General features: G+C 71.2%; 30 protein-coding genes. 12 read left to right on the top strand and 18 right to left on the bottom strand.

The window, feature by feature from the left end; genetic code table 11:
- Nucleotides 1–47 precede the first annotated feature (47 nt).
- Both ACIOD2_RS40415 and ACIOD2_RS40410 read left to right on the top strand, forming a co-directional pair.
- Nucleotides 48–1,523 (top strand): wax ester/triacylglycerol synthase family O-acyltransferase, encoded by a 1,476-nt coding sequence (locus tag ACIOD2_RS40415; RefSeq protein ID WP_400550395.1) that lies wholly within the window; start codon nt 48–50, stop codon nt 1,521–1,523.
- On the top strand, nt 1,523–2,398 hold the full coding sequence (locus tag ACIOD2_RS40410; protein ID WP_400550393.1) for an alpha/beta fold hydrolase: 876 nt from the start codon (nt 1,523–1,525) through the stop codon (nt 2,396–2,398). The genes ACIOD2_RS40415 and ACIOD2_RS40410 overlap by 1 nt, the downstream gene beginning before the upstream one ends.
- A gap of 140 nt (nt 2,399–2,538) precedes the next feature.
- On the opposite strand, the gene ACIOD2_RS40405 is transcribed toward ACIOD2_RS40410, so the two are convergent.
- Together ACIOD2_RS40405 and ACIOD2_RS40400 are read right to left on the bottom strand one after the other, a co-directional pair.
- Nucleotides 2,539–3,294, bottom strand: a complete 756-nt coding sequence (locus tag ACIOD2_RS40405; RefSeq protein WP_400550391.1) for a 2-keto-4-pentenoate hydratase — start codon at nt 3,292–3,294, stop codon at nt 2,539–2,541.
- Nucleotides 3,291–4,088 (bottom strand): 2-keto-4-pentenoate hydratase, encoded by a 798-nt coding sequence (locus ACIOD2_RS40400; RefSeq protein ID WP_400550389.1) that lies wholly within the window; start codon nt 4,086–4,088, stop codon nt 3,291–3,293. Before ACIOD2_RS40400 ends, ACIOD2_RS40405 begins: the two co-directional genes overlap by 4 nt.
- Nucleotides 4,089–4,227: 139 nt before the next feature.
- Between ACIOD2_RS40400 and ACIOD2_RS40395 the strand changes: the two genes are divergently transcribed.
- The 3 genes from ACIOD2_RS40395 to ACIOD2_RS40385 are packed head-to-tail and all read left to right on the top strand — an operon-like array spanning nt 4,228 to nt 5,782.
- The gene (locus ACIOD2_RS40395; protein WP_400550387.1) at nt 4,228–4,731 is read left to right on the top strand and encodes a VOC family protein; all 504 of its coding nucleotides are present in this window, start codon (nt 4,228–4,230) and stop codon (nt 4,729–4,731) included.
- A 56-nt stretch (nt 4,732–4,787) separates the two neighbouring features.
- A complete protein-coding gene (locus ACIOD2_RS40390; protein WP_400550385.1) occupies nt 4,788–5,357 on the top strand; it encodes a hypothetical protein in 570 nt (189 codons plus the stop codon).
- Nucleotides 5,358–5,380: 23 nt separating this feature from the next.
- Complete coding sequence (locus ACIOD2_RS40385; RefSeq protein WP_400550383.1) at nt 5,381–5,782, top strand: CoA-binding protein; 402 nt, start codon at nt 5,381–5,383, stop codon at nt 5,780–5,782.
- Here ACIOD2_RS40385 and ACIOD2_RS40380 read toward each other — a convergent pair.
- The 12 genes from ACIOD2_RS40380 to ACIOD2_RS40325 all read right to left on the bottom strand — a co-directional run bounded on the left by ACIOD2_RS40380 (nt 5,779) and on the right by ACIOD2_RS40325 (nt 13,803).
- Entirely contained in the window at nt 5,779–6,849 is a 1,071-nt protein-coding gene (locus ACIOD2_RS40380) for an NHL repeat-containing protein (protein WP_400550381.1), read from the bottom strand. The two genes, ACIOD2_RS40385 and ACIOD2_RS40380, sit on opposite strands and share 4 nt — an antisense overlap.
- 80 nt (nt 6,850–6,929) lie before the next feature.
- Nucleotides 6,930–7,493, bottom strand: a complete 564-nt coding sequence (locus ACIOD2_RS40375) for a GvpL/GvpF family gas vesicle protein (protein WP_400550379.1) — start codon at nt 7,491–7,493, stop codon at nt 6,930–6,932.
- Nucleotides 7,490–7,792: a gas vesicle protein GvpJ gene (gvpJ, locus tag ACIOD2_RS40370; protein ID WP_400550377.1), complete on the bottom strand. Its 303-nt coding sequence runs from the start codon at nt 7,790–7,792 to the stop codon at nt 7,490–7,492. The genes ACIOD2_RS40375 and gvpJ (ACIOD2_RS40370) overlap by 4 nt, the downstream gene beginning before the upstream one ends.
- Nucleotides 7,789–8,031: a gas vesicle protein K gene (locus tag ACIOD2_RS40365; RefSeq protein WP_400550375.1), complete on the bottom strand. Its 243-nt coding sequence runs from the start codon at nt 8,029–8,031 to the stop codon at nt 7,789–7,791. The genes gvpJ (ACIOD2_RS40370) and ACIOD2_RS40365 overlap by 4 nt, the downstream gene beginning before the upstream one ends.
- Complete coding sequence (gene gvpJ, locus ACIOD2_RS40360) at nt 8,028–8,210, bottom strand: gas vesicle protein GvpJ (protein WP_400550373.1); 183 nt, start codon at nt 8,208–8,210, stop codon at nt 8,028–8,030. Before gvpJ (ACIOD2_RS40360) ends, ACIOD2_RS40365 begins: the two co-directional genes overlap by 4 nt.
- On the bottom strand, nt 8,203–8,934 hold the full coding sequence (locus ACIOD2_RS40355; RefSeq protein ID WP_400550371.1) for a GvpL/GvpF family gas vesicle protein: 732 nt from the start codon (nt 8,932–8,934) through the stop codon (nt 8,203–8,205). The genes gvpJ (ACIOD2_RS40360) and ACIOD2_RS40355 overlap by 8 nt, the downstream gene beginning before the upstream one ends.
- The gene (locus tag ACIOD2_RS40350; RefSeq protein WP_400550369.1) at nt 8,931–9,224 is read right to left on the bottom strand and encodes a gas vesicle protein; all 294 of its coding nucleotides are present in this window, start codon (nt 9,222–9,224) and stop codon (nt 8,931–8,933) included. Before ACIOD2_RS40350 ends, ACIOD2_RS40355 begins: the two co-directional genes overlap by 4 nt.
- A gap of 15 nt (nt 9,225–9,239) precedes the next feature.
- Entirely contained in the window at nt 9,240–9,569 is a 330-nt protein-coding gene (gene gvpO, locus ACIOD2_RS40345; RefSeq protein WP_400550367.1) for a gas vesicle protein GvpO, read from the bottom strand.
- A 183-nt stretch (nt 9,570–9,752) separates the two neighbouring features.
- Nucleotides 9,753–10,433: a response regulator transcription factor gene (locus ACIOD2_RS40340; RefSeq protein ID WP_400550365.1), complete on the bottom strand. Its 681-nt coding sequence runs from the start codon at nt 10,431–10,433 to the stop codon at nt 9,753–9,755.
- A gap of 1 nt (nt 10,434) precedes the next feature.
- Nucleotides 10,435–11,829, bottom strand: a complete 1,395-nt coding sequence (locus tag ACIOD2_RS40335; RefSeq protein ID WP_400550363.1) for a sensor histidine kinase — start codon at nt 11,827–11,829, stop codon at nt 10,435–10,437.
- 29 nt (nt 11,830–11,858) lie between these two features.
- Nucleotides 11,859–12,581 (bottom strand): type 1 glutamine amidotransferase, encoded by a 723-nt coding sequence (locus tag ACIOD2_RS40330; protein WP_400550361.1) that lies wholly within the window; start codon nt 12,579–12,581, stop codon nt 11,859–11,861.
- Nucleotides 12,574–13,803, bottom strand: a complete 1,230-nt coding sequence (locus tag ACIOD2_RS40325) for a MurT ligase domain-containing protein (protein ID WP_400550359.1) — start codon at nt 13,801–13,803, stop codon at nt 12,574–12,576. Before ACIOD2_RS40325 ends, ACIOD2_RS40330 begins: the two co-directional genes overlap by 8 nt.
- Before the next feature lie 318 nt (nt 13,804–14,121).
- Here ACIOD2_RS40325 and ACIOD2_RS40320 point away from each other — a divergent pair, with 318 nt between their 5' ends.
- The 3 genes from ACIOD2_RS40320 to ACIOD2_RS40310 are packed head-to-tail and all read left to right on the top strand — an operon-like array spanning nt 14,122 to nt 17,161.
- The gene (locus ACIOD2_RS40320) at nt 14,122–14,904 is read left to right on the top strand and encodes an IclR family transcriptional regulator (RefSeq protein ID WP_400550357.1); all 783 of its coding nucleotides are present in this window, start codon (nt 14,122–14,124) and stop codon (nt 14,902–14,904) included.
- Nucleotide 14,905: 1 nt separating this feature from the next.
- Nucleotides 14,906–16,597 (top strand): L-lactate permease, encoded by a 1,692-nt coding sequence (locus ACIOD2_RS40315; protein WP_400550355.1) that lies wholly within the window; start codon nt 14,906–14,908, stop codon nt 16,595–16,597.
- A gap of 9 nt (nt 16,598–16,606) precedes the next feature.
- Nucleotides 16,607–17,161 carry an HD family hydrolase gene (locus ACIOD2_RS40310; RefSeq protein WP_400550353.1) on the top strand — a complete coding sequence of 185 codons (555 nt, stop codon included), beginning with the start codon at nt 16,607–16,609 and terminating at the stop codon, nt 17,159–17,161.
- Between the two features lie 24 nt (nt 17,162–17,185).
- Here ACIOD2_RS40310 and ACIOD2_RS40305 read toward each other — a convergent pair whose 3' ends face one another.
- Nucleotides 17,186–17,527, bottom strand: coding sequence for a hypothetical protein (locus tag ACIOD2_RS40305; protein ID WP_400550351.1), 342 nt, complete (start codon nt 17,525–17,527; stop codon nt 17,186–17,188).
- A 75-nt stretch (nt 17,528–17,602) separates the two neighbouring features.
- On the opposite strand from ACIOD2_RS40305, the gene ACIOD2_RS40300 reads away from it, so the two are divergent.
- Nucleotides 17,603–18,763, top strand: a complete 1,161-nt coding sequence (locus ACIOD2_RS40300) for a Shedu immune nuclease family protein (RefSeq protein ID WP_400550349.1) — start codon at nt 17,603–17,605, stop codon at nt 18,761–18,763.
- Nucleotides 18,764–18,780: 17 nt separating this feature from the next.
- Here the strand turns inward: ACIOD2_RS40300 and ACIOD2_RS40295 are convergent, their stop codons facing one another.
- The 3 genes from ACIOD2_RS40295 to ACIOD2_RS40285 are packed head-to-tail and all read right to left on the bottom strand — an operon-like array spanning nt 18,781 to nt 20,856.
- Nucleotides 18,781–20,046, bottom strand: coding sequence for an RNA polymerase sigma factor (locus ACIOD2_RS40295; protein ID WP_400550347.1), 1,266 nt, complete (start codon nt 20,044–20,046; stop codon nt 18,781–18,783).
- Nucleotides 20,047–20,085: 39 nt separating this feature from the next.
- Complete coding sequence (locus tag ACIOD2_RS40290) at nt 20,086–20,430, bottom strand: YciI family protein (RefSeq protein WP_400550345.1); 345 nt, start codon at nt 20,428–20,430, stop codon at nt 20,086–20,088.
- A 3-nt stretch (nt 20,431–20,433) separates the two neighbouring features.
- On the bottom strand, nt 20,434–20,856 hold the full coding sequence (locus ACIOD2_RS40285) for a YciI family protein (protein WP_400550343.1): 423 nt from the start codon (nt 20,854–20,856) through the stop codon (nt 20,434–20,436).
- 146 nt (nt 20,857–21,002) lie between these two features.
- On the opposite strand from ACIOD2_RS40285, the gene ACIOD2_RS40280 reads away from it, so the two are divergent.
- From ACIOD2_RS40280 to ACIOD2_RS40270, 3 genes are all read left to right on the top strand, one after another.
- Nucleotides 21,003–21,986, top strand: a complete 984-nt coding sequence (locus ACIOD2_RS40280) for a small ribosomal subunit Rsm22 family protein (RefSeq protein WP_400550341.1) — start codon at nt 21,003–21,005, stop codon at nt 21,984–21,986.
- Nucleotides 21,959–22,192, top strand: a complete 234-nt coding sequence (locus tag ACIOD2_RS40275) for a hypothetical protein (RefSeq protein WP_400550339.1) — start codon at nt 21,959–21,961, stop codon at nt 22,190–22,192. The genes ACIOD2_RS40280 and ACIOD2_RS40275 overlap by 28 nt, the downstream gene beginning before the upstream one ends.
- Nucleotides 22,193–22,274: 82 nt before the next feature.
- Nucleotides 22,275–22,856 carry a dihydrofolate reductase family protein gene (locus ACIOD2_RS40270; protein ID WP_400550337.1) on the top strand — a complete coding sequence of 194 codons (582 nt, stop codon included), beginning with the start codon at nt 22,275–22,277 and terminating at the stop codon, nt 22,854–22,856.
- Nucleotides 22,857–23,011: the final 155 nt, after the last annotated feature.

The following is a 23,011-nucleotide window of genomic DNA, read 5'->3' as shown; positions in this document are numbered from 1 at the left end:
GCCACCCCGCCCGGCAGACTGGCCTGCCGAGTCCCCGAGGAGGCCCGATGCGCCAGCTCACCGCACTGGACGTGCAGTTCCTCAACGCCGAGTCGACCACGACCACCGGGCACGTCGGTGGCCTGTCGATCCTCGATCCGGCCACCGCGCCGAACGGGACCGTCACCGTCGACGACCTGCGGGAGCTCATCGGCTCGCGGCTGCACCTGGCCAAGCCGCTGCGGTGGCGGCTGCTGCAGGTACCGCTCGGGCTGGACCACCCGTACTGGATCGACGATCCCGAGTTCGACCTCGAGTACCACGTCCGCGAGATCGCGCTGCCCGCTCCGGGCGACGAGCGGCAGCTCGCCGAGCAGATCTCGCGGCTGACCGCGCGGCCGCTCGACCGGCGGCGGCCGCTGTGGGAGGCCTACCTGGTGCAGGGCCTGCGTGACGGCAACGTCGCGGTCTACACGAAGGTCCACCACAGCGCCATCGACGGCGTCTCCGGGGCGGAGCTGATCGGCGTGCTCATGGACGTCACCGCCGAGCCGCGCCCGGTGAAGCCGCCCGAGGAGCCGCAAAAAGACGAGATCCCGACGCCCGTCGAACTCGCGCTCAACGGCGTGAAACGGCTCGCGCTGCACCCGGTCAAGGCCGCGCTGCAGGTGCCGAAGCTGCTCCAGCACATCGACGAGGTGCCAGGGCTCGCCCGCTACCCCGGCGTCGGGCTGCTCGCGAAGGCCGGCAGCGTGCTCAACCGCGTCACCCGGCAGGGTTCCGGGCGCCACGAAGCCGACCGGCCGCGGCTGGTCGCGCCGGACACCCCGTTCAACGGGCCGATCAGCGCACACCGCCGGTTCGCCTACGGTTCGCTGCCGCTCGACGAGGTCAAGCGGGTCAAGAACACCTTCGGCGTCACGGTGAACGACGTCGTCATGGCGCTGTGCGCGACCGTCATGCGCCGGTGGCTGCTCGACCACGACGCGCTGCCCGACCAGCCGCTCGTGACGCTGGTCCCGCTGTCGGTGCGGACGCCCGAGCAGGCGAAGGACGCCGGGAACCAGGTGTCGGTCATGCTGGCGCCGCTGCCGACGCACCTCGCCGACCCCGGCGCGCGGCTGGCCGAGGTCACCAGCGCGATGGTCGCCGCGAAACAGCGTTACCAGCCGCTGCCGGCGTCGTGGCTCGTCGACTTCAGCGGCATGCTCCCGGCCGCGCTCGGCGGGCTCGCCGCCCGCGCCACCATGAAGTACCTCGGCGCCACCACGCCGGTCGTCAACCTCGTCGTGTCGAACGTCCCGGGCGCGCAGGTGCCGCTCTACCTGGCCGGCGCGCGGCTGCTCGCGAACTACCCGGTGTCCGCGATCACCGACGCGAGTGGCGGGCTGAACATCACCGTGATGTCCTACGACGGCAAGCTCGACTTCGGGCTCGTCGCCTGCCGCGAGCTGATCCCGGACGTCTGGGACCTGATCGACCACCTGCACGACGCGCTGGCCGAGCTCACCAAGCTCGCCGCCGAGCACACCCGGGAGGCCTGATGGCGGAGCACCTCACGGAGGTCAACGGCATCACGCTGTGCCACGAGACGTTCGGTGACGCCGGCGGGCGGCCGCTGCTGCTCGTGATGGGCCTGGGCGCGCCGATGATCTGGTGGGACGAGGAGTTCTGCGAATCCCTTGCCGCACAAGGGTTCCACGTGATCCGGTTCGACAACCGGGACGCCGGGCGGTCGAGCCGGATGCACGGCCAGGCCAACCTCGCGCAGGCGTACCTGCTGCGCAGCGCGCCGTACTCGCTGGCCGACATGGCCGCCGACGCCGCCGGGCTGCTGGACGCGCTGGGCATCCCAGCCGCGCACGTCGCCGGCGCGTCGATGGGCGGGATGATCGCGCAGACGCTGGCGATCCGGTACCCGTCGCGGGTGCTTTCGCTGACGTCGATCATGTCGACCACCGGCAGCAGGCTGGTCGGCCGCCCGAGCCCGAAGGCGATGTCGATGCTGCTCGCGGCCCGGCCGCGCGACCGCGCCGAGTACGTCGAGCTGGCGGTCCGGACGTTCCGGGTGATCGGGTCGCCGGGTTACCCGTTCGACGAGCCCCGGATGCGTGAGCGGGCCGAGCGGACGTTCGACCGCGGCGTCCACCCGGGCGGCACGGTCCGCCAGCTCGCGGCGATCATGGCCGACCGCGACCGCTCGCCGAGGCTGCGCAGGCTGCGGGTGCCGGCTCTGGTGGTGCACGGCGCGCAGGACCCGCTGGTCCACGTCTCCGGCGGCCGCGCGACGGCCCGCGCGATCCCGGGCGCGGACCTCGACGTCGTCCCCGGCATGGGCCACGACCTGCCCCGCGCGGTCTGGCCCCGGGTGGTCGCGGGCATCACCCGGGTCGCGGACCGAGCCAAAGTCACCACCTGACCCGTACCCCGAGGGTCGCCTCGCGTACCCAGGCAGTCGGATCACGTAAGTCGCGTGATTGGGTGCGTGTTTCGTGTGATTGGGGAGGCATCACGCGTGATTGGCGGGGCATCACGTGTGATTGGGGGGTCGACACGGCGTCAAGCGGAGAGGGTTACCGAGCCCAGGTGGGAGAAGTGGGCTGCTACTCGGGAGCCGGGGCGGAGCGGGACCGCGTCGGTCATGCCGCCCGTCAGGACCAGCCAGCCTGGCTCCAGGGCCAGGCCGCGGGTGGCCAGGGTGTTCGCCGCCAGGGCCAGGGCCTCTGCCGGGTGGCCTTGGACCGCGGCGCCCGTGGCTGTGTCGACGATCTGGCCGTCGACCTCCAGGAGGGCCGCTTCCAGGGAAAGATCCAGGGCAGCAGGTGAGAGGCCGACCGGGCCCAGGGTGAAGAGGGACGACGAGCCGTTGTCCGCCACCGCGTCCGGGAGGGTGAAGCGGTAGTCCGTGAAGCGGCTGTCGATGATCTCCATCCCGCCGTACACGCGGTCGACGGCGGCCAGGGCCGTGGCGGCGGTGACGCCGGGGCCGGAAAGGCGACGGCCCAGCACGAAGACCAGCTCCGGTTCCGCGCGCGGGTGGATCAAAGACGGGACTGGGACCCCGGCGGGCAGCACCATCGCGTCGGTCAGCCAGGCCAGCAGGGGCGAGTCGATGCCCATCCGCTGCTGCTTCGCGCGGGACGTCAGGCCCAGCTTCACGCCGATCAGCGTCTCGCCGCGGGCCCGGCGCTGGCGCAGGGCCTCGTCCTGGATCGCGTACGCCGTGTCGACGTCGAGGTCCGGCCAGTCCTCCGAGAGCGGCGCGCGCTCGGATTCCGTGGCCAGCAGGGATGCCGCCGCCTCGCGCACGTTCATGACCCCTCCGAAGGGGCGAACACCGCGGTGACGCTGCCGATGCCGGCGATGGTGGCGACGACCGTGTCCCCCGGCGACACCGGGATCGCGCGGGTCATCGAGCCCGGCAGCACGACGTGCCCGGGTTCCAGCGTGACCCCCAGCGGCCCCACCGTGTTCGCCAGCCACACCAGCGAGTTCAACGGCGACCCGAGCACCGCACCGCCCGCGCCGGTCGCCGCGACCGACCCGTTTTGGTACAGCACACAGCCGGCCAGCCGCAGGTCCACCGAACCCAGCGCCGTCGGGCTGCTGCCCAGCACCACCCCGCCCGACGACGCGTTGTCCGCGATCGTGTCGAACAGCGTGATCTTCCAGTCCTGGATCCGCGAATCGACGATTTCCAGCGACGGCAGCACGAAGTCCACCGCCCGCACCGCGTCCGCGACCGTGACGCCGGGGCCACGCAACGCCGACCCGAGCACGAACGCGATCTCCGGCTCGATCCGCGGCTGCAGGAACGCCGACGTCGGGATCGGCTGGTGCTCGAGGTGGAACATGCTGCCGGTCAGGTGGCCGTAGTCGGGCTGGTCGACGCCCATCTGCCGCTGCATCGCCGCCGACGCCAGGCCGACCTTGTGCCCGCGGACGGCGTCACCGGCGGCGGTCCAGTGCCGCACCTGCTCCTGCTGGATCCGGTAGGCGTCCTCGACGGTCGCCTCCGGGAAGGTCTTGATCAGCGGCTCGATCGGCTCGCGCGTCGAGTAGGCCCCGGCCAGAACGGCGGCGGCCTCCTGCACTCTGCTGGCGTCCACACCGGGGACTCTGCCCGCGCACCCCGGCGGGCACAAGCCCGTCTGTTCCACCCAGCGGAACTCTCGCCAGACAACCTCTTGCGCGCGAGATAAATCGAGCGTAGCGTCGCAGGCACCACCAGGAAGGGACGTGAGGGACATGGCACCGACCCAGGCCGAGGTCACCAAGCTCGCCGAGATCCGTGACGAGCTGCGCGAGCGCCACCTGCACCCGGCCTCCGAACGGCCCGAAACGAACGGCCGCGGCATCCACCACACCGCGCTGATCTCCAGCGACGTCGAGCGGACGATCGGCTTCTACCAGGACATCCTCGGCTTCCCGCTCACCGAGCTGATCGAGAACCGCGACTACCCCGGCTCCAGCCACTTCTTCTTCGACGTCGGCAACGGCAACGCCGTCGCGTTCTTCGACCTGCCCGGCCTGGACCTCGGCCCGTACGCGGAAGTCCTCGGTGGACTGCACCACCTGGCGCTGTCCGTGACGCCCGAACGGTGGAGCGTCATCAAGGACAAGCTCGACGAGGCCGGCGTGCAGTACCTGCTCGAGAGCAAGACGTCCATCTACCTGTCCGACCCGGACGGTGCCCGCGTCGAGCTGATCTCCGACCCGCTGGGCGAGATGTACGGCGAGAAGATCGGCTGAAAGCGTGGTCCGGACGTCGCGGGCGATCTAACCTGACCGCGACGTCTGGAGGTCCGATGGCCGATTGGTCGCTTTCCCGCGCGAAGGCCCGGCTCGATCGCCGTGAGCACCTCGACGAGCTCACCGCGCGCACCCGGTTCGAGGTGCGGCTGCACCTGAACGAGCCCGAGCCGAACGGCAGCTACGACGACCTCGCGAGCATCTTCACCATCGGGCACGAGGAGTGCGCCGCGCTGCTGGCGCACCGCCGGGTCCTGCCGCTGTGGGAACGGCTGCTGCTCGCCCGGTACGCACGGCGCCTGCACGGCAACGCGATCACGCGCAGTGTCGGCGCGGTGCCCGTCGAAGCGTCCGGGATCGCGCGCGCCTTCGGTGCCGAGATCCTCGAGCTGGCCCCGGACTCCGGTGACACCGGCGCCAAGTACGACCTCCAGGGCCGTGGCCTGCTCACGGTGTTCCGCATCGCCGTCGGCGCCAAGGGTGAGACCTGGCCGGACCGGCACGAGGTGTCGACGACGTCCGCCCGCAACATCCTGACCTGCGCCACGACGTTCGCCCACCGGAAGCCGTGGCACGTGCTCTGGCCCGTCTACCGCGTCCGCGGCCTGCGGCTTTGGAAGCTTTGACGCTGGTAGCGCGTTCAACCGGTATGAACGCTGAAGAGATCCTGGCGAACGCGAAGACGATCGCGGTCGTGGGCCTGAGCCGTGACCCGGCCAAGGCCGCGCACGGCGTCCCGGCGGTGCTGCAGGCGCACGGCTTCCGGATCATCCCGGTCCACCCGAGCGCCACCGAGCTGCTCGGCGAGAAGGTCTACCGGTCGCTCAAGGACATCCCGGAGCCGGTCGACGTGGTCGACGTCTTCCGCCCGTCGCCCGAGGCACCGGGCATCGCCCGCGAAGCCGTCGAGATCGGCGCCAAGGCGCTGTGGCTGCAGCAGGGCATCACGTCCGCCGAAGCACGCCGCATCGCCGAGGAAGGCGGGCTGGAGTTCGTCCAGAACCGCTGCACCGCGGTGGTCCGCGCGACGGCCGCGATCTCGAAGAACTAGGCAGCGGCGCCGAAACCGACCACCCGGTGGTGGCCGGCGTCCGCGATCCAGATCCCGCCGGCCGCGTCGACGGCCACCCCGAGCGGGGCGCCGAGCGCGTCCGAGCCGAACTCCACGCGGCACGAGCCGGTGGCGCCGAACCGCGTGACCCGGCCGTGGTCCGGCACGGTCACGTAGGCGTCGCCGGACGCGGTCACGGCGACGTCCGCCGGGCTGCTCGGCCCGAACCCGAGGGACCCGATGGCCTTGCCGTCGGCGTTGTACCGCACGACGGCGACATCGTGTCCGTTGTGGACGATCCACGCGCCGCCCGCGCCGTCACCGGTGATGCCCTGCGGCGAGCTGACCTTCTCGGTGATGTCGGTCAGCGCCGCGCCGGTGCGGGTGTCGAACCGGGCGACGCGCTGGTGCCCGGTGTCGGCGACGAGCAGGCGGCCGGCCGAGTCGAGGGCGATGCCGCGCGGGTTGTCGAGCTCGCCGGTACCGAACTCCCGGACGAACCCGCCCCACCACGAGTACTGCGCGACGCGGTGGTTGCCGGTGTCGGCGACGTAGACGTTGCCCGCCGCGTCGACCGCGACGGCCTCCGGGGCCTTCAGCCGCCCGGCCAGCACACGCACGAGCTTGCCGTCCCGGGTGAACGCCTGGACGCGGTCGTTGCCGGTGTCGGCCACCCACAGCTGCCCGCGCTGGTCGACGGTGATCCCGGCCGGGCCGGCGAACTGCCCCGGTCCGGAGCCTCCGCGCCCGAACGCGCTGCGGTACTCGGGCGGCGCGGTCCGCCGGACCGTGAACCGCACCGGCTCGGCGAGCCACGCGTGACCGTCGTCCGAGAGGAAGAACGCGACGAAGTTCCCGGCGCCGAGGCCACCGGTGTCGAAGACGGCCGTGCCGCTCGCCTCCGGCGTGTACGCCCAGAGCGCCGCCGGGCCGAGGTCGTTCCGGTCCACCGGATCCGGATAGAGACCGACCCGGTTCTTCGGGTTCGCCGAAGACGTCGAGTAGGTCAAGGTGATCTGCTCACCGGCCTCCACCGAGGAGGCGCTCGCGGTGAGGGTCCCGCTCATGGCCACCGCGTCAGGATCACCGACGAAGGGCCTTGGTGACCAGCGGCGAAAGGAGTGTTCAGCAGCTGTTCCGCCGTCGCTCACCAGCCCCATCGCGAACAGCGCCGATCCAGGAAGCTGTACGCGGGCAACGGTCCCACGCAGTCCGCTTGGACGCCCCCGCCGGGCCCGAGCCCGGCGACGGCGTCCCGGACGATCAGTAGGTCGCCCATCCCGACCAGGAACGCCCACCGCTCGTCGGCCCGCTCCCCGGCCGGTAGCCACACCGAGTCGCGGGCCCGCGCGGCGACCTCGGCCAGCAGGACGTCCGAGCGTGCCGCCCGCCAGGGTGAGCCGGGCTCGTCGAACCGCAGGCAGACGTGCACCTCGGCCAGTCCGTCGAGCCGCGTGAGGTCGGCGCGGAACTCGTCGGCGGACGGCGCGAGCACCTCCGCGCGGACGGCCTCCTCGTCGTCGGCCACCGTGCCGAACCGCACCGGCAGCACCGGCCCGCCCTCGACCAGCGAGGACACCACGGCCAGGTGCGCGGCCGGGTCCGGTTCGGCCGGCGCCTCGCCGACGACCATGGCCAGGTCCTCCCAGCACACCAGCCGCGGCGCCCTCGGGTGCCCGGCCCGCACGACGCCGTAGAGCTGCAGCGTCACGGCTGCTCGACCGGGACGACCTGCTCGACCGGCATCGCCACCGGCTGCGGTGGCGGGATCAGGCCCGTGGTGTGCGCCAGCCCCTGCGAGATGTGGCCGCCCGTCCCGTTCAGTCGTTGCATCGCCTCCAGGTAACGGATGTAGGTGTCGACGCTGGCGATCACGATCCGGGCCTCGATGGCGAGCAGCTCGATGCCGATCACCGACACCCGCACCGAGGCGTCGATGACGAGTCCCTTGTCCAGCAGGATGTTCAGCGTGTCGGCGAGGCCGCCGGTGGCGTGTCCCGGTGCGGTCACGTGGGTCCTTCCTTGGTCGGGGAGGGTTCGTCCAAAGCCGCGCGGATCTCGGCGAACCGCAGCTCCAGCGCGATCAGCGCCTGGCCGAGGTCCTCGACCTGAGCCGGGGTGAGGGTCCCGGCGTCGAGACGGCGCAACGCCTGGCGTTCCAGGACTTCCTTGAGGATGTCGAGCACGGTGATCACCAGGTGGCCGAGCCCGCGGCCCGCGTCGGCAGCGAACCGGACCGGCTCGGTCATCCGGGCGCCTCCCCGAACCCGACATCGAACCCGGATTCGAGCCCGAGCAGCAGCAACCGCAGGTCGAGCCGGACGAGGTCGATGCCGGCGAGCGAGATGACAACGTTGCCGTGCACCACGGCGCCGCGGTGCACCACCCGGTCGAGCAGGTCGACGACGGCTTCGGCGGCGTCAGCCATCGGCGCGCACCCCGAGTTCGACGTCGGTGAAGGAGTACGGCGGCCACGGCCCGGTCGTCTCGACCGCCGCCCCGGCCTCCCGCAGCTCGCGGGCGAACCACTCGAGCTCGGCGTGGAACGCCGCTTCCCGGCCCTTCGCGACGAGGTAGGCGGTGTTGACCAGCACGCCGTGCGCCCGCCCCCGCCCGAGGTGGTCGGCGGCGTGCCGGCGCAGTGCGTCTTCGAGCCGTGCGGCGACTTTGACGACGTCTTCGCGGGTCCGCTGGATCGCCTTCAGCCGTTCCCGGCGGCGGACGAGGTACTGCGTGCCGGACAGGCCGGCGGCGTCCGGGCGGGTGGACGCGGCGGGCTCGACGTGCCGCACGCGCACGCCCCACTCCCGGTGGCCCTCGACCTCGTCGAGGCAGTCGCGAGCCTGGTCGTAGCCGATTTCCAGCAGCCGCCGCGCGGCCGCCTCACCGTCGAGGACCGTGCCGAACCGCAGCGGCAGCACGGGTTCGTGGCGGAACACCGCGCGCACGACGGCGTCGTGTTCGCGGGCGAGGTCGGCGAGCGCGCCGTCCACCGGGTCGAGGGTGTCCAGCCGGTCGAAACGGGCCGGGGCCACGTCGGCGACGACCACGCCGAGGTCCCGGTAACCGACGAGCCGGGGTGCCTCGCCGAGGTCCAGGCCGTCGCGGTTCCGGGTGATCGCGTACGCGCAGAGCCAGGTGCGGGTGCTCACCGCAGGGCGTCCCTTCCGCCCGGCAGCCGGGCCTCCAATTCGGCGACGCGGGCCGCCAAGCCGGTTTCTTCCAGTTCGTTGCGCGCGGCTTTCGGCGCGAAGAACGGATCGTTCGTCCACCAGTCCATCCCCATTTCCCGTGCGGTCTGCGCGGAGGCGATGAACAGGCGGATCCGCAGGGTCAGCAATTCGACGTCGACGACGCTGACGCCGATGTCACCCGCGATCACCACACCCTTGTCGAGTACGCGTTCCAGGATGTCGGCCAGCGAATCGGTCGAAGCGGCCACTCTGTCACCTGTCCTTCAGGAATCGGTGGCGCCCCGGGTGAACCGTCGCAGCCGCTCGCACGCGCAGAGCTCGCCCGCCGCGTCGACGTCCACCCGGTAGGTGGCCATCACGCTGGTGGAGTCGGGGATCCGGGCGAGCTCGACGACGTCGACGAGCACGGACCAGCCGCCGTCGGGGCGGGGACGGACCCCGGTGACGGCGTACGGGACCAGCCCGGTCACCACCTCGAACAACGCCTTCGCTTCGCGAATGGCGTCGGCCGGGCGGAGCCGGGAAACGGATTTCTCGGGGCGTTCGGAGGAATTCTCGGGCGGAGCGTGAATCGGTTGTGGCGATTCGGTCATCGCTTTCCTCGTCGCGGGTGGATCATCACCGTAGCAACGGGCGCAACACCCGTTCGACCCGTTCGACGACCGTATTTTTCACCGGTTCGCCGGAACGGCTGGGCGATCTGCGTCGTTCCGCGACGTCGAATGGCGCAGCGGCGGACGACCAGCGGCACCAACGCGCCGAAATCCCCGTTCCGGTTACGATCGGGTAACGTCCACCAGCCGGTAGCCGACCCCACGGACCGTCTCGATGGTGTGGGTGCCGAACGGGACGTCGATCTTGCGGCGGAGGTAGCCGACGTAGACCTCCACGACGTTCTCGTCGCCGTCGTAGTGCGCGTCCCAGACGTGGCCGAGGATCTCGTTCTTCGTCAGCGCCGTGCCCACCCGGCGCAGCAGGAACTCCAGGAGCCCGAACTCGCGCGCGGTCAGCTCGATCCGCTGCTGTCCCCTGTGGACGGTCCGGGCCGACGGGTCCAGCCGCAGGTCGCCCGCCTCCAGCACGGCCGGGCGGGCCGGGGCGCCTCGCCGGAGCAGGGCACGCAGCCGGGCGATGAGCACGACGAACGAGAACGGCTTCGACAGGTAGTCGTCGGCGCCGAGGTCGAACGCGTCGGCCTCGTCGTACTCGCCGTCCTTCGCCGTCAGCATCAGCACCGGCGTCCAGTTCTCCGCCGCCCGCAGGCGTTTGAGGACCTCGTACCCGGACAGCTCGGGCAGCATGATGTCGAGCACGACGACGTCGTACTCGTGCTCGGTCGCCGACCACAGGCCGTCCCGGCCGGTGTGCGCGACGTCGACGGTGAAGCCCTCGGCCACCAGCCCGCGCCGGAGCGTCTCCGCGAACTCGCGCTCGTCCTCGACGATCAGCAGGCGCACGTCAGTCCTCCTCTTCCGCCGGGACGGCGATGACGGGCAGCTCGATGACGAACCGCGCACCCGGTTCCTCGGACGCGGCGTAGTGCGCCCGGCCGCCGTGGCGGGCCGCGATGCCCGCCACGATCGGCAGGCCCAGGCCGGTGCCGCCGTGCCCACGCTGACGGGACGCGTCCAGCCGGACGAACCGTTCGAAGATCCGGTCCCGGTCGGCCTCCTCGACCCCGGGCCCGTCGTCACTCACCTCGACGACCGCGAGGTCACCGTGCACCGAGCTGGCGACGCGGATCCGGTCCCGCGCGTGGCCGCGCGCGTTGTCGACGAGGTTGCGCACGGCGCGGCGCAGCTGGGCCTCGCTGCCGTAGACCTTCGCCGGCCCCGCCCGGACCTCGACCTCCAGCGCGCACTCGCCGCGCACGCGTTCGGCTTCCGCGCGGACGATGTCGTCCAGGTCGACCTCGGTGCGCGACGGCCGGTCGGTGGCGTCGTCGGTGCGGGCCAGCATGAGCAGGTCGTCGACCAGCTCCCGCAGCCGCGCGGTCTCGCGGGCGATCACCGGCACCAGCTCCTCGGTGCTCTCCGGGTGCCGCCCGGAGACGTCGAGCGCGGTGCTGATCGTCGAGAGCGGCGACCGCAGCTCGTGGCTGGCGTCCGCGACGAACCGGCGTTGCGCCGCCTGCGCGGACGCGAGCCTGCCGAGCATTTCGTTGAGCGTCACGGCCAGGCGGTGCACCTCGTCCCCGCCCGGCGGCAGCGGGACGCGGGCGGCGAGGTCGCGCGTCGAGATCTCGGCGACGGTCCGGCGCATCCGCTCGACCGGCCGCAGCGCGGAGCCGACCGCGCGGTAGACGGCGAGACCGGAGATGGCCAGCAGCGGCACGGCGATCAGCCCGAGCAGCAGCGTCAGCCGCGTCGACGCCTCGGTCACCGGCTCCAGCGAGCGCGCGGAGATCACCGTGTACGGCCCGCCCGGCCCGTTCACCTGCTGGGAGACGACGCGGTAGTCGTCACCGTCGCCGTTGAGGCCGAGCGGGAGGGTCTCGATGCTCTCGTGCCCGACGGACGGCCGCGCGGACGTCAGCGGCGGGTGCCCGACGATCGCCGGGTCGCTCGCGATCGGCCGGCCCTGGGCGTTGAGCACCTGCGTCACGGCTTCGGTGTCACCCGTGCTCGCGACGTCGCTCGCGCTCAGGTCCCGCGCGCCTTCGCGGACGAGCTGGATCGCGACCTGACGCCCGGTGCTGCGGGCACTCTCGGTGACGCTGCGGTCGAGCGACTCTTCGAGCAGCACGACGACGATGGCGAGCGCGGCCGCGATGGCCAGCGCGAGCGCGAACACCGCCACCGCGGTGGTGCGCATCCGGACCCCGGTCGCGGCGATCACCCTGCCCACTTTCACCAACGCAGCGTAACCACGACGCGACGCCGTCACGACGACCGGCGGCGGCGCGTGGCGGTGAGCCGCTCCACGCGCAGGCGGTCGACCTCGGGCACCGGCAACGCCGGTAGCGGGTGCCCGGCCGTCCAGGCCAGCAGCAGGTCCGCCAGCGCCGGGTTGCGGGCGAGCGCCGGGCCGTGCAGGTACGTGCCGATCACCCGGTCGGTCACCGCGCCCTCGGTGCCGTCGCCGTTGCCGGTGCCGCGCACGACCTGGCCGAGCGGCACGCTGTCGGCACCCAGCTTGCTGATGCCGAGGTGGTTCTCGAAGCCGGTCAGCGGGGTGTTCTCCAGCAGCGGTGACGACGTCGCGACCAGCTCGGCGACCGACCGCCGCTCGCCGGGTTCGGTGGTGATGTCGAGCAGGCCGAGGCCGTCGTGGTCGACGCCGTCGAGCCCGCGGAAGCGGGTACCGAGCACCTGCAGGCCGGCGCAGACGCCGAACACCACGGCGCCGCGCGCGACCGCGCCGCGCAGGCCGGGGTACTTCCGCAGGTGGGCGGCGGCCAGCACCTGCGCGCCGTCCTCACCGCCGCCCAGCAGGTACAGGTCCAAAGTGGACGGCACCGGCTCGCCGAGCCCGACCGGCACGACCTCGGCGTCGAACCCGCGCCACTGCAGCCGTTTGCACAGCACCTGCGCGTTGCCGGAATCGCCGTAGGTGCCTAGGACCTCGGGCAACAGAAGTCCGATGTGGACCGTCGAGTCAGCCACCGGGCAGCCTGCCGACCAGGTCGCGGAACGCGGTGTAGTTGGCGACCAGCTCGACGGCGCCGGGCGGCAGCGTGTCGATCGCGGCGACCGGGTCCGGCTCGGCCCAGTGCGCGACCTCGGCGTAACACAGCCGGACGGCGAGATCGGCACAGCGCTCGCCGGTGACGACGACCTGGCGGCCGCGCAGCCGTTCGAAGTGGACGTCCCAGAGCCAGGACAGGTCGCGGCCGTCGGCCTCCTGGGCGTTCACCGCGACGACCACCGGGGTGTCCTCGTCCAGCACCCGCAGCGTTTCCACCCAGCCGGCGGGGTTCTTCGCCAGCATCAGCCGCACGGAATGGCGCGACCGGCGGACGGTGCGGTAGCGGCCGCCGATGTCGGCGATCGTCCGCAGCCGGGCCGCGGCGGCGTGCGGCGGCACGCCGAGCCGGTGCGCCGCGGCCAGCGCGAGGGCGGCGTTCCCGCGGTTCGCGTCCCCGGGCAGCCGCAGGTCGAGATCGATCTGACGGCCACCGGGCGTGCGGACGAGGTCACCTTCGAGGATCCAGCTGGGCTCCGGCCGGGCCAGGCCGCAGGCGCAGCTCCAGTGCCGGTCCCGCTCGGTGATCAGGCCTTCGCAGCGCGGGCACGCCGTCGCGTCGCCGGTCCAGCGGCGGCCGGTGCTCACCCAGACCGGCTTCGCGGCGGCGCTCGCGGCCGACGTCACGAGGACGTCGTCGCAGTTGGCGACGACAAGCGTGCCCGGCAGCCCGGCGATCGCGGCGCGCAGGTCGCGCTCCATCGCGCGGACCTCGCCGACCCGGTCGAGCTGGTCGCGGCTGAGGTTGAGCAGCACCAGCACCGCGGGCCGGACCTGGTCCGCGACCTGGGGAACGTAGGTCTCGTCGACCTCGAGTACGGCGTACGGCGCGTCCGGGCGGGCGGTGAGCGCGGCGAGGACGCCGTCGGGCATGTTCGCGCCGTCGCTGTTGGAGGCGACTTCGGCCAGCGCTTCGAGCGCGCGGGTGAGCATGAGCGACGTCGTCGTCTTGCCGTTGGTGCCGGTGACGAGCACGACGGTGCGTTCGCGGCCGAGCTGCCGCAGGGCCCGCGGGTCGAGCGCCAGGGTGACGCGGCCGCCGATCATGCCGCCGCGGCCGAGCCCCGAGCTGCGGGACAGCCACGCGGTCAGCCGCCCGGCGGCCACGGACGCGCGGGTGCGCAACGGGCTTCGGACGCTCATGGGCCAGACGGTGCCCGGAAGGCGCTGTGAGTTTCCTGAGTGCGTGACCAATGGTCACTTCGAATTGTCCACTCGTTCGGCCGAATGTTCACGGATATGAATGCGAACCACTGCCTAGCGTGACGTGACCCCGACCACAACCGCCTGAGGTAGGAAACCTAACCATCGGAGGTTGTACCAATTAGCCGACCTAACAATCCGCTGTATTGCGAGTTATTCCAAGATCTTCCGTGCATACATCGGAGGTGTTACCGTCCAAACCCGCCCAGCGGAAATACGTGCCGCTGAGCGGGAACGGAACGTCCAACGGAGGACAACGTGGGACCGGAGCGCGGGCTGGAACAGAGCGGAACTCTCGAGCGCGGGCTCGCGGTGCTGGAGCACGTCGGGCGGCACCAGGAGATTTCCACCAACGCGATCGCACGGCAACTGGGGCTTTCCCGCAGTGCCGCCTACCGCATCGTCGGGACCCTGAAGAACCTCGAATACCTCGAAGCCGACCAGGTCACCGGCCGGGTCCGGCTCGGGACGCGGCTGGTCGAGCTCGGCGCCCGCGCGATGGCCGCCACCGACCTGCACCGGTGCGCGCCGCGGTACCTCGCGTCGCTCGCGGAACGCTCCGGCGAGACGACCTACCTCGCCGTGCCCGACAACGACACCATGGTCTACGTCGCCACCGAACGCAGCGCCAGCGCCGTCACCCTCGCCTGCCGCCTCGGCACGCGGCGCCCGCAGCACGCGACGTCGCTGGGCAAGGCCTGGCTCGCCGCGCTGCCGGAACCCGACCGCGCCGAGCGCGTCCGCCGGATGAAACTGGACTCCCTGACGCTCAAGACGATCATCGACCCGTACCGGCTGCTCGACGAGCTCGCGAAGACCAGCCGTCGCGGCTGGGCCGTCGACGAGGTCGAGAACGAGCCGGACGTCGGCTGTGTCGCCGCCGCCGTCCGCGACCACTCGGGACGGCCGATCGCCGCCATCAGCATCGCCGGGCCGGCACCGCGGGTGCTGCGCCGGCTCGACGAGCTGGGCGCCACCGTGGCCGGGACCGCCGCCGCCCTGTCACTGAGGCTCGGTTACGTGCGAGGGCAAAGGAGCTGACGTGACCTGGATCCAGGACTACCAGCCGGCGGGCGGGCTGTGGGTGTCCGCGCTGCTCGCGGCGCTCCCGATCATCGTGCTGCTGGTGGCGCTCGGGGTGATCCGCCTGTCGGCGCACCTCTCGGCGGCGCTCGCGCTGATCACCGCGCTGGGCGTCGCCCTGCTGCTGTACGGGATGCCGGCCGGGCTGGCGTTCGACTCGGCGGCGATGGGTGTGGTGTTCGGCGTCTGGTCGGTGGCCTGGATCGCGTTCCACGCGGTGTACTTCCACAACGTCACGGTCGCGACCGGCCGGTTCGACGCGATCAAGCGGGTGCTCGCCGGGTTCAGCGAGGACCGGCGGCTGCAGGCGCTGCTGATCGCGTTCGGCTTCGGCGCACTCCTGGAAGGCGTCGCGGGCGGCGGCTCGCCGATCGCGATCACCGCGGCGATGATGGCCGCACTCGGCTTCCCGCCGGTGAAGGCCGTCGTGCTGGCCCTGCTGGCGAACACCGCGCCGGTGGCGTTCGGCGGCCTCGGCAACCCGCTGATCGTGCTGGGCCGGCTGACCGCGCCGATCATGAATCTCAAGCCGGACCAGGCGACCGACCTGTTCTCGGCGATGGTCGGGCGCCAGGTTCCGGTGCTGGCGCTGATCATCCCGGCGTTCCTGGTCGTCGTGCTGGCCGGCTTCAGGCGCATGGTCGAGGTGTGGCCGGCGGTGCTGACCGCGGGGCTCGCGTTCGCGGCCATGCAGTTCGTGGCGTCGAACTACATCAGCGCCAGCCTGGTCGACGTCCTCGCCGCGCTGACCGCGATGGCCGCGCTGTGGATCCTGACCCGCTTCTGGCAGCCCGCTTCGGTGTGGCGCTTCGACGGCGAAGAGGCCGTGCGCGAGGGTGCGAACCTCGGCGCGGCCAAGGCTTCGCGGGGTGCGCTACACGCGTGGATGCCGTACATCATCCTGATCGCGGCGATCTTCCTGTCCCGGATCGGCACGATCTTCAAGAACCTGCCGGTGTGGCTGGACCTGACGAAGCTGCTGCACAAGGCCGACTGGATCTTCGCCTGGCCGGGGCTGCACAACCACGTGATCCAGCACCCGCCGATCACCGCGAAGAACGCGCCCTACGCGGCGACGTTCACCGTGGACTTCCTGTTCTCACCCGGCACGGTCGCGCTGGTCGCGGCGGTGATCGCCGGGTTCGCGATGGGCGGGCGGCCCGGACTGCTGCTGTCGACGTACCGGAAGACGCTGCACCAGATGCGCTGGGCGCTCGCGACGATCTTCATGATCCTGGCGATCGCGTTCGTCATGAACTACTCGGGCGCGACGCAGACCCTCGGCCTCGCCCTGGCCACGACCGGCGCGGTGTTCCCGCTGTTCTCGGCGTACATCGGCTGGCTGGGGGTGTTCCTGACCGGCTCGGACGCGTCGACGAACAGCCTGTTCGGCCCGATGCAGGTGATTTCGGCCCAGCAGCTGCACATCGACCCGATCCTGGCCGGCGCGACGAACACCTCCGGCGGCGTGATGGGCAAGATGATCTCCCCGCAGAACCTCTCGATCGGCGCGACGGCGATCGGGCAGACGGGCAAGGAAGGCTCCCTGCTGCGGCAGACGTTCCTGTGGTCGTTCGCGCTGACCGCGGTGGTGGGCGTGATATCCCTCTTGCAGGCGACGATCCTGACGGCGATGATCCCGTCGCCCTAGGCTGGGCGGATGAGTGCTGACGCCTTGGCCGCCTTCGGTTACGAACTCGGGGTGCTGAAACGCATCCGGCGGTCGGGGTGGTGGCAGGCGGGCGTCCGCGACCCGGAGTCGGTCGGCGAGCACAGCCTGCGGACGGCCCAGCTGGCCGCGTTGCTGGCGGCGGAGGAAGGAGCGTCCCCGGAGCGGGCGGCGTTCCTGGCGCTGTGGCACGACACGCAGGAGACCCGGACGGGCGACCTGCCGCACTCGGCTGCGCCGTACCTGCGGAAACCGGCACCGCGGGAGATCACCGCGGACCAGACGGCGGGGTTGCCGCCCGCGTCCCGCTCGCTGGTCCGCTCGGCGGTGGACGAGTACGAGACCCGTTCGTCGGCGGAAGCGTTGTGCGCCAAGGATGCGGACAAGCTGGAGATGCTGCTGCAGGCGCTGGAGTACCGGGATGTGGGGGTGCAGCGGGTCGACGAGTGGATCGAGTCGGCGCGGAAGGGGCTCACGACGGAGACGGCGCGGAAGGTCGCTGAGGCGGCTTTGACGTTGTCGCCGCTTTCGTGGCGGGGCCGCTAGGCCGGGGCGTTGTCGGATCTGAGATCACCATTGTTCACTCGCCATCAGGCACGCCTTGAGCCACAGCGCTTCAGCCGGCTCGAGGATGACGTCACCAACGGCCGGCACATCACCCAGGAACTGTCGCGCCCCGGGTGTGAGTTCCCGCCCGGCCGCCGCGCTGGTCGGTGGGCCATCCACTGGCTTCGGTTCCCAATCCAGATCAGCGTGCAAGAGAACCGCAGAGCCCTTTCCTCGCTCTCGCACGAAGATCATACGTTCCCCGTACAGGTTCACGAAGTACGCGGCGTAGTCGGAATCACCGATGTGATAGCCGCTTATCTCGGAAAGAAGGCCGCGAATATCGCTCCGTTCTGCTGCGCTCATGCCGGCCACGCTAGCGCACGGCGCGCGTGGCACACTTCCTTGGTGGGATATCGGTCAGGCTTCACCCTCGTTCGGTTGCTCGAAGAGACTCGCCAACTGACGACCTCGGCAGAGGTGCAACGGCACATCGATGCGGCCCTCGAGTTCACCAATTCCGGGCCGGACACCGGCGGCCATCGTTATCCGCGCGGAAAGCCGCTGGTCACTTACCTGCGAGACGCGGCCGAAGCTGCGGCGCACCTCGGCCAAACGACGCTCAATGAGCGACTCACCGACTTCGCCGAGTACGCCTCGGGCCATACCCCCTTGACGCTCCTGGAATCCAGGTACACCCCAGGGGCCAAGGCGGTCGACGACAGGTTCCTTCAGGCGATCTTGGGAGTCGGGTTTCGGCGCTGTGTGGAAGTGCTCGAAGAATTCGGCAAAGACCGTCCGACAGCAAGCGCTCGAGAAGTTACCGACTGGCTCCGGACGTTGGCCGAGACCATGGAGCGCTGGGAGGCCGGGGAAGAGCGGCTTGGCGGCGTCAAGCTGTCCTGGCAGAGGCTCGACCACCTCCGGGTTCTGGAGCGCGTCCAACTGGTCCTCAAAGATCCATCTTCGGGAACACTTCCGGTGCCTCCGGACATCGCACAGGATATCGCCGAAATGCCAGGCGTCGAACTGATCGCACAGGCCGTCCAATGGCAACGCAGGAAGCTCGGTCTGAAGCGCCTTCGCGAAGTGGTCGAAGATCCGCTCAGCACCGAACGGGATATCCACCAGGAGCTAAAGCGGCAGACTTGGATCTTCGGCGGGCGCTACGCGCAGGAGATCGCACGACGGCGTCTCACAACGGTCGATGAGCTCGACATACCCCTCCTCCGGGGCGACGGGGCATTGCACGTCGTGGAGCTCAAAAAGGCAGTCGTTCCCCATCTCGTCGAGTTGCCTCGTTCACACTGGACTGTGGGACCGGATGTCCACCGAGCGGTGACCCAGGCGGCCAACTATCTGCGGACGCTCGACGAGAACCGCGCGGGGATCCTCGCGGATCACGGAATCGAATGCCGCCGGGCTTCTGCGACCGTTCTCATCGGCCACCCGAAGTTCCTCGATCGGCCCTGCGCTCCGACCGACCTTTCGGCGGCACTCCGAACGTACAACGCCGCTCTTAGTCGTATCGAAGTGATTACCTATGAGGAGCTGATCGACTCCGCCGAACGCATGCTCAGCTGGGAAGACGACGAGCAGTAGCCCGCGACCAGGGCGGGCTAGCGGCCCACCGCCGTCGCGCGGTCCAACAGCAATGCGCGTTCCCGGGCGTTCTCCGTCATCTCCGCCGCCCGGCGGAACTCCTGCTCCGCCTCCTCCAGCCGGCCCAGCTTCTGCAGCAGGTCGCCTCGGACGCTCGGCAGCAGGTGGTAGTCCTTCAGCGCCGCCTCGTCGGCGACCGCGTCGACGATCGCCAAACCCGCCTCCGGGCCGTACGCCATGGCCACCGCGACCCCGCGGTTCAGCTCGATCACCGGGGACGGCTGCAGCTTGCCCAGTCCTTCGTAGAGCGCCGCGATCCTCGTCCAGTCCGTCTCGTCAGCCGTGCGGGCCCGGGCGTGGCAGGCCGCGATCGCCGCTTGGGCCGAGTACGGGCCGTACGCGCCCTCCGCGATCTGCTCGGACAGCGTCAGCGCCGCGAGACCGTGCTGGATCAGCAGCCGGTCCCAGCGGGCGCGGTCCTGGTCCAGCAGCAGCACCGGTTCGCCGTTCGGGCCGATGCGGGCCTTCGAGCGGGACGCCTGCAGCTCCATCAGCGCGACCAGGCCGTGGATCTCGGACTCGCCCGGCATCAGGCCGGCCAGCACGCGGCCGAGCCGCATCGCCTCTTCGCACAGGGCCGGGCGCATCCAGTCGTCGCCGCGGGTGGCCGAGTAGCCCTCGTTGAACGCGAGGTAGATGACCTCGAGCACGGACGACAGCCGGGCGATCCGCTCGTCGCCTTCCGGCACCTCGAACGGGACCTTCGCCGCCGCCAAGGCCTTCTTCGCCCGGACGATCCGCTGCGCGATCGTCGATTCGCGGACGAGGAAGGCGCGCGCGATCTCGTCGGTCGTCAGGCCGCCGAGCATCCGCAGCGTCAGCGCCACGCGCGCCTGGGTGTTCAGCACCGGGTGGCACGCGACGAACAGCAGCCGCAGCAGGTCGTCTTCGATGTGGTCGTCGAGGGCCGCGTCGAAGTCCGGCAGCACGCCCTCGCCGAGCTGCTGGTCGCGGCCGACCTCTTCGAGCTTCTCCGCGTACCGCTCGTTGCGGCGGAACTGGTCGACGGCCCGGCGCTTCGCGATGGTCATCAGCCACGCGCCGGGGTTGCGCGGCACCCCGGACTCCGGCCACTGCTCCAGAGCCGCGACGAGCGCGTCCTGCGCCAGCTCCTCCGCGAGCCCCACGTCGCCGCGGGCCATCCGGGCCAGGCCCGCGATGAGCCGCGGCGACTCGATCCGCCAAACCGCTTCTACCGTGCTCCGGGTGTCCGCTACCGTCACCCGGCCATCAGACAGGGTGTTCAGGCGCGGTGCAACCCACTACTCGGCGATCCGGCGGATCTCGAGCACGCCGCCCTGTTCCTCCGGGTTCGGTGCCTGCTTCATCAGCTCGACGACGTCCTCGAGCGATTCGCCGTTGAGCACCCAGAACCCGGCGACCAGCTCCTTCGACTCCGCGAAGGGCCCGTCGATGAGCTTCGGTTCCGCGTCACCGTCGAACACGACCCGCACGCCGTCGGCGCTGCTGGTGAGTCCCTCGACCAGCACGATCCGGTCCTCGGCCAGGAGCCGCTCGTTGAACTTCGCCATCTCCTCGAGGAGGACGGCGCTCGGCCCGGCGGCCGCCCCCGGGTCGTCACCCTTGACCATCACCAGGAACCGCACGGCTCACGCCTCCCCGCCGGTCTTCGCCCGCAGCTGCGCCTCGATCTCGGCGACCTCGGGGGTCATGTTCTCGAAGTCGGACGCCTCCGAGACGCGCCGGATCTCGACCTCGCCCTGCTCGCCGTGGGGGTTCGGCATCCGCTTGATCCACTCGATGACCTCGTCGCGGTCGCGGCACTGGAGGATCCAGAACCCGCCGACGAGCTCCTTCGACTCGGTGAACGGGCCGTCGACGACCTGCGGGGCCTCCTTGCCGTCGAAGACGACCCGGGCGCCCTGCGAGCTCGGTGTGAGGCCCTCGCCGGCCAGCAGGATGCCCGCCTTGACCATCTCCTCGTTGAACTGGGCCATCTCGGCCAGCAGCTCGGCGCTGGGCGCCTTGCCCTCGGTAGCGCCGGTCGTCTTGACGATCACCATGAACCGCATCGCGTACTCCCTCTGTTCGCTGTTGCCTGCGCGTCGAACGGCCCCGCCCCGGATCGACAGCATCCGCCAAAATACTTTCGCGCCGGAAAACTAGCAGCTCAGGGCGGCTCCGGGTCGGCAAACCGGACAGGGGAGAATCACCGGTCGTGGCGGTACTCCCCGACGACCTCTCCTCCGCGCTCGACGACGAGCTGGCCAGGCACCCCCTGCACCGGCTCACGCAGTCCGTCGACCGGCTCAGCACGCGTTACCGCCAGGGTGACTCGGCCGATTCGCCGATCCTCACCTCCGACGTCGACGTCGCGGCGTACGCGGGCTACCGCATGCCCGCGACCTACGCCGCCGTACACGCTGTGCTCGCCGAAGCCGCTTCGCGCGCTCCGGGCTTCGAGCCGCGTACGCAGGTCGACGTCGGCGGGGGCACCGGCGCCGCGGTCTGGGCCGCCGCCGACGTCTGGCCGTCGCTCACCCGGTGCACCGTCGTCGAGCAGGTCGCCGGGGCGATCGGGCTCGGGAAGCGGCTCGCGGCCGGTGCCCGGCGGCCCGTCGTCCGGGACGCCGAGTGGCGCCGCGGGCTCGTCGACCCGGCGGCTCCTGCGCCCGAAGCCGACCTGGTGACGCTGTCGTACGTGCTCGGTGAACTGCCCGTCGCGAGCCGCGAGGACGTCGTGCGGTGGCTCGCCGCGAAGGCCGGGGCCGTCGCGCTGATCGAGCCGGGCACCCCCGCCGGCTTCGAGCGGATCCGGGCCGCGCGCGCCCAGCTGGTCAACCTCGGCCTGCACGTCGTCGCACCCTGCCCGCACGACGGCGAGTGCCCGATCGTGGCCAGCGCGGACTGGTGCCACTTCGCCGCGCGGCTCCCGCGCTCGCCCCTGCACCGCCGGATGAAGGCGGCCACGCTCGGGTTCGAGGACGAGAAGTTCGCCTACGTCGTCGCCGGGCGGTTCCCGCCGCAGCGGCCGGACGCGCGGATCGTCCGGCACCCGAAGAAGCACAAGGGCTGGGTCGCGCTCGACCTCTGCACGGCCACCGACGGCCTGAAGGGCGGCGTCGCCGTCTCGAAGAAGCAGGGCCCGCGCTACCGCGCCGCCCGCGACGCCGAGTGGGGCGACGGCTGGTCGACGAACTGATCCCGCCGTGGCTGGTGCTCGCTGGCCTTGATCAGGAGCAACAGGCCCGCGACTCTCTCGCTGACATAGTCGACATGGCGCGCTGGCAGCACCAAGTGATTGAGGTGCACCGGTACAGCAAACCTGTCGCCTACCTGGTCGGCGCCGATTGGTTCAAGCGCGCCGAAGCCGCACTCGCAGCCCAGGCGGCCGATGAGCTGGCCTGACAGCGGAACGCATTCCCTTCCGCTGCCCGCGACGCCGAGTGGGGCGACGGCTGGTGATCCCGCCGTGGCATCGTGTCCGGCCATGGGACGGGTCATCGCGGAGATCAGCATGTCGGCGGACGGCGTCGTGGCCGGTCCGGACACCAGCACCGAGCACCGGCTCGGCAAGGACGGCGACCTGCTGCACGAGTGGCTGTTCGGCGGCACCGACCAAGACAGTGCCATCGGTGCGAAGCTGTTCGACGGCACCGGCGCGTTCGTGCTGGGCCGGTCGATGTTCGACGTCGGCGTCGACCCCTGGGGCGATGACGGCACCTTCAAGAAGCCGTGTTTCGTCGTCACGCACCGGCCGTCGGAACCGGTCGTGAAGGGCCCGACGACGTTCACGTTCGTCACCGACGGCCCGGAATCCGCCCTGCGGCAGGCGAAAGCCGCGGCGGGCGAGGAGAACGTGCTGGTCATGGGCGGCGGCACGACCATGCGGCAGTTCCTGGCGGCCGGGCTCGTCGACGAGCTGCGCCTGCACGTGGTCCCGCTGCTCTTCGGCGCCGGCGTGCGGCTGTTCGACGGCCCGGTCGGCGAGCACGTCCGGCTGGAGCGCACCGCGGTGACGCAGACGCCGAACGCGACCCACCTGACGTTCCGGGTGCTGAACCAGGGCTAGGGCATCCGGACGGTCCGCCGGAACGCCGGCAACAGCCGCGGCCGCGGTCACGCTCGGGGTGGAGCCCCAGCGCGACTGCGTTCATGCCCGGAATCGAGCCGCCGCGGGCCTGGCGAAGGTGCGGTCCACCGTGAGTAGGAAACACCGCAGCGGTA

The organism is Amycolatopsis sp. NPDC088138, assembly GCF_044741685.1.
Classification (GTDB): Bacteria; Actinomycetota; Actinomycetes; order Mycobacteriales; family Pseudonocardiaceae; genus Amycolatopsis.
This window is presented reverse-complemented; position numbering and strand designations above follow the sequence as displayed.

What these genes read in the sequence shown, in the direction of transcription:
- ACIOD2_RS40415 (WP_400550395.1), top strand. Translation starts at nt 48, where the DNA reads ATGCGCCAGCTCACCGCACTGGACGTGCAGTTCCTCAACGCCGAGTCG.
- ACIOD2_RS40410 (WP_400550393.1), top strand. Translation starts at nt 1,523, where the DNA reads ATGGCGGAGCACCTCACGGAGGTCAACGGCATCACGCTGTGCCACGAG.
- ACIOD2_RS40405 (WP_400550391.1), bottom strand. Translation starts at nt 3,294, where the DNA reads ATGAACGTGCGCGAGGCGGCGGCATCCCTGCTGGCCACGGAATCCGAG.
- ACIOD2_RS40395 (WP_400550387.1), top strand. Translation starts at nt 4,228, where the DNA reads ATGGCACCGACCCAGGCCGAGGTCACCAAGCTCGCCGAGATCCGTGAC.
- ACIOD2_RS40390 (WP_400550385.1), top strand. Translation starts at nt 4,788, where the DNA reads ATGGCCGATTGGTCGCTTTCCCGCGCGAAGGCCCGGCTCGATCGCCGT.
- ACIOD2_RS40385 (WP_400550383.1), top strand. Translation starts at nt 5,381, where the DNA reads ATGAACGCTGAAGAGATCCTGGCGAACGCGAAGACGATCGCGGTCGTG.
- ACIOD2_RS40380 (WP_400550381.1), bottom strand. Translation starts at nt 6,849, where the DNA reads ATGAGCGGGACCCTCACCGCGAGCGCCTCCTCGGTGGAGGCCGGTGAG.
- ACIOD2_RS40365 (WP_400550375.1), bottom strand. Translation starts at nt 8,031, where the DNA reads ATGACCGAGCCGGTCCGGTTCGCTGCCGACGCGGGCCGCGGGCTCGGC.
- gvpJ (WP_400550373.1), bottom strand. Translation starts at nt 8,210, where the DNA reads ATGGCTGACGCCGCCGAAGCCGTCGTCGACCTGCTCGACCGGGTGGTG.
- gvpO (WP_400550367.1), bottom strand. Translation starts at nt 9,569, where the DNA reads ATGACCGAATCGCCACAACCGATTCACGCTCCGCCCGAGAATTCCTCC.
- ACIOD2_RS40325 (WP_400550359.1), bottom strand. Translation starts at nt 13,803, where the DNA reads ATGAGCGTCCGAAGCCCGTTGCGCACCCGCGCGTCCGTGGCCGCCGGG.
- ACIOD2_RS40310 (WP_400550353.1), top strand. Translation starts at nt 16,607, where the DNA reads ATGAGTGCTGACGCCTTGGCCGCCTTCGGTTACGAACTCGGGGTGCTG.
- ACIOD2_RS40305 (WP_400550351.1), bottom strand. Translation starts at nt 17,527, where the DNA reads ATGAGCGCAGCAGAACGGAGCGATATTCGCGGCCTTCTTTCCGAGATA.
- ACIOD2_RS40285 (WP_400550343.1), bottom strand. Translation starts at nt 20,856, where the DNA reads ATGCGGTTCATGGTGATCGTCAAGACGACCGGCGCTACCGAGGGCAAG.
- ACIOD2_RS40270 (WP_400550337.1), top strand. Translation starts at nt 22,275, where the DNA reads ATGGGACGGGTCATCGCGGAGATCAGCATGTCGGCGGACGGCGTCGTG.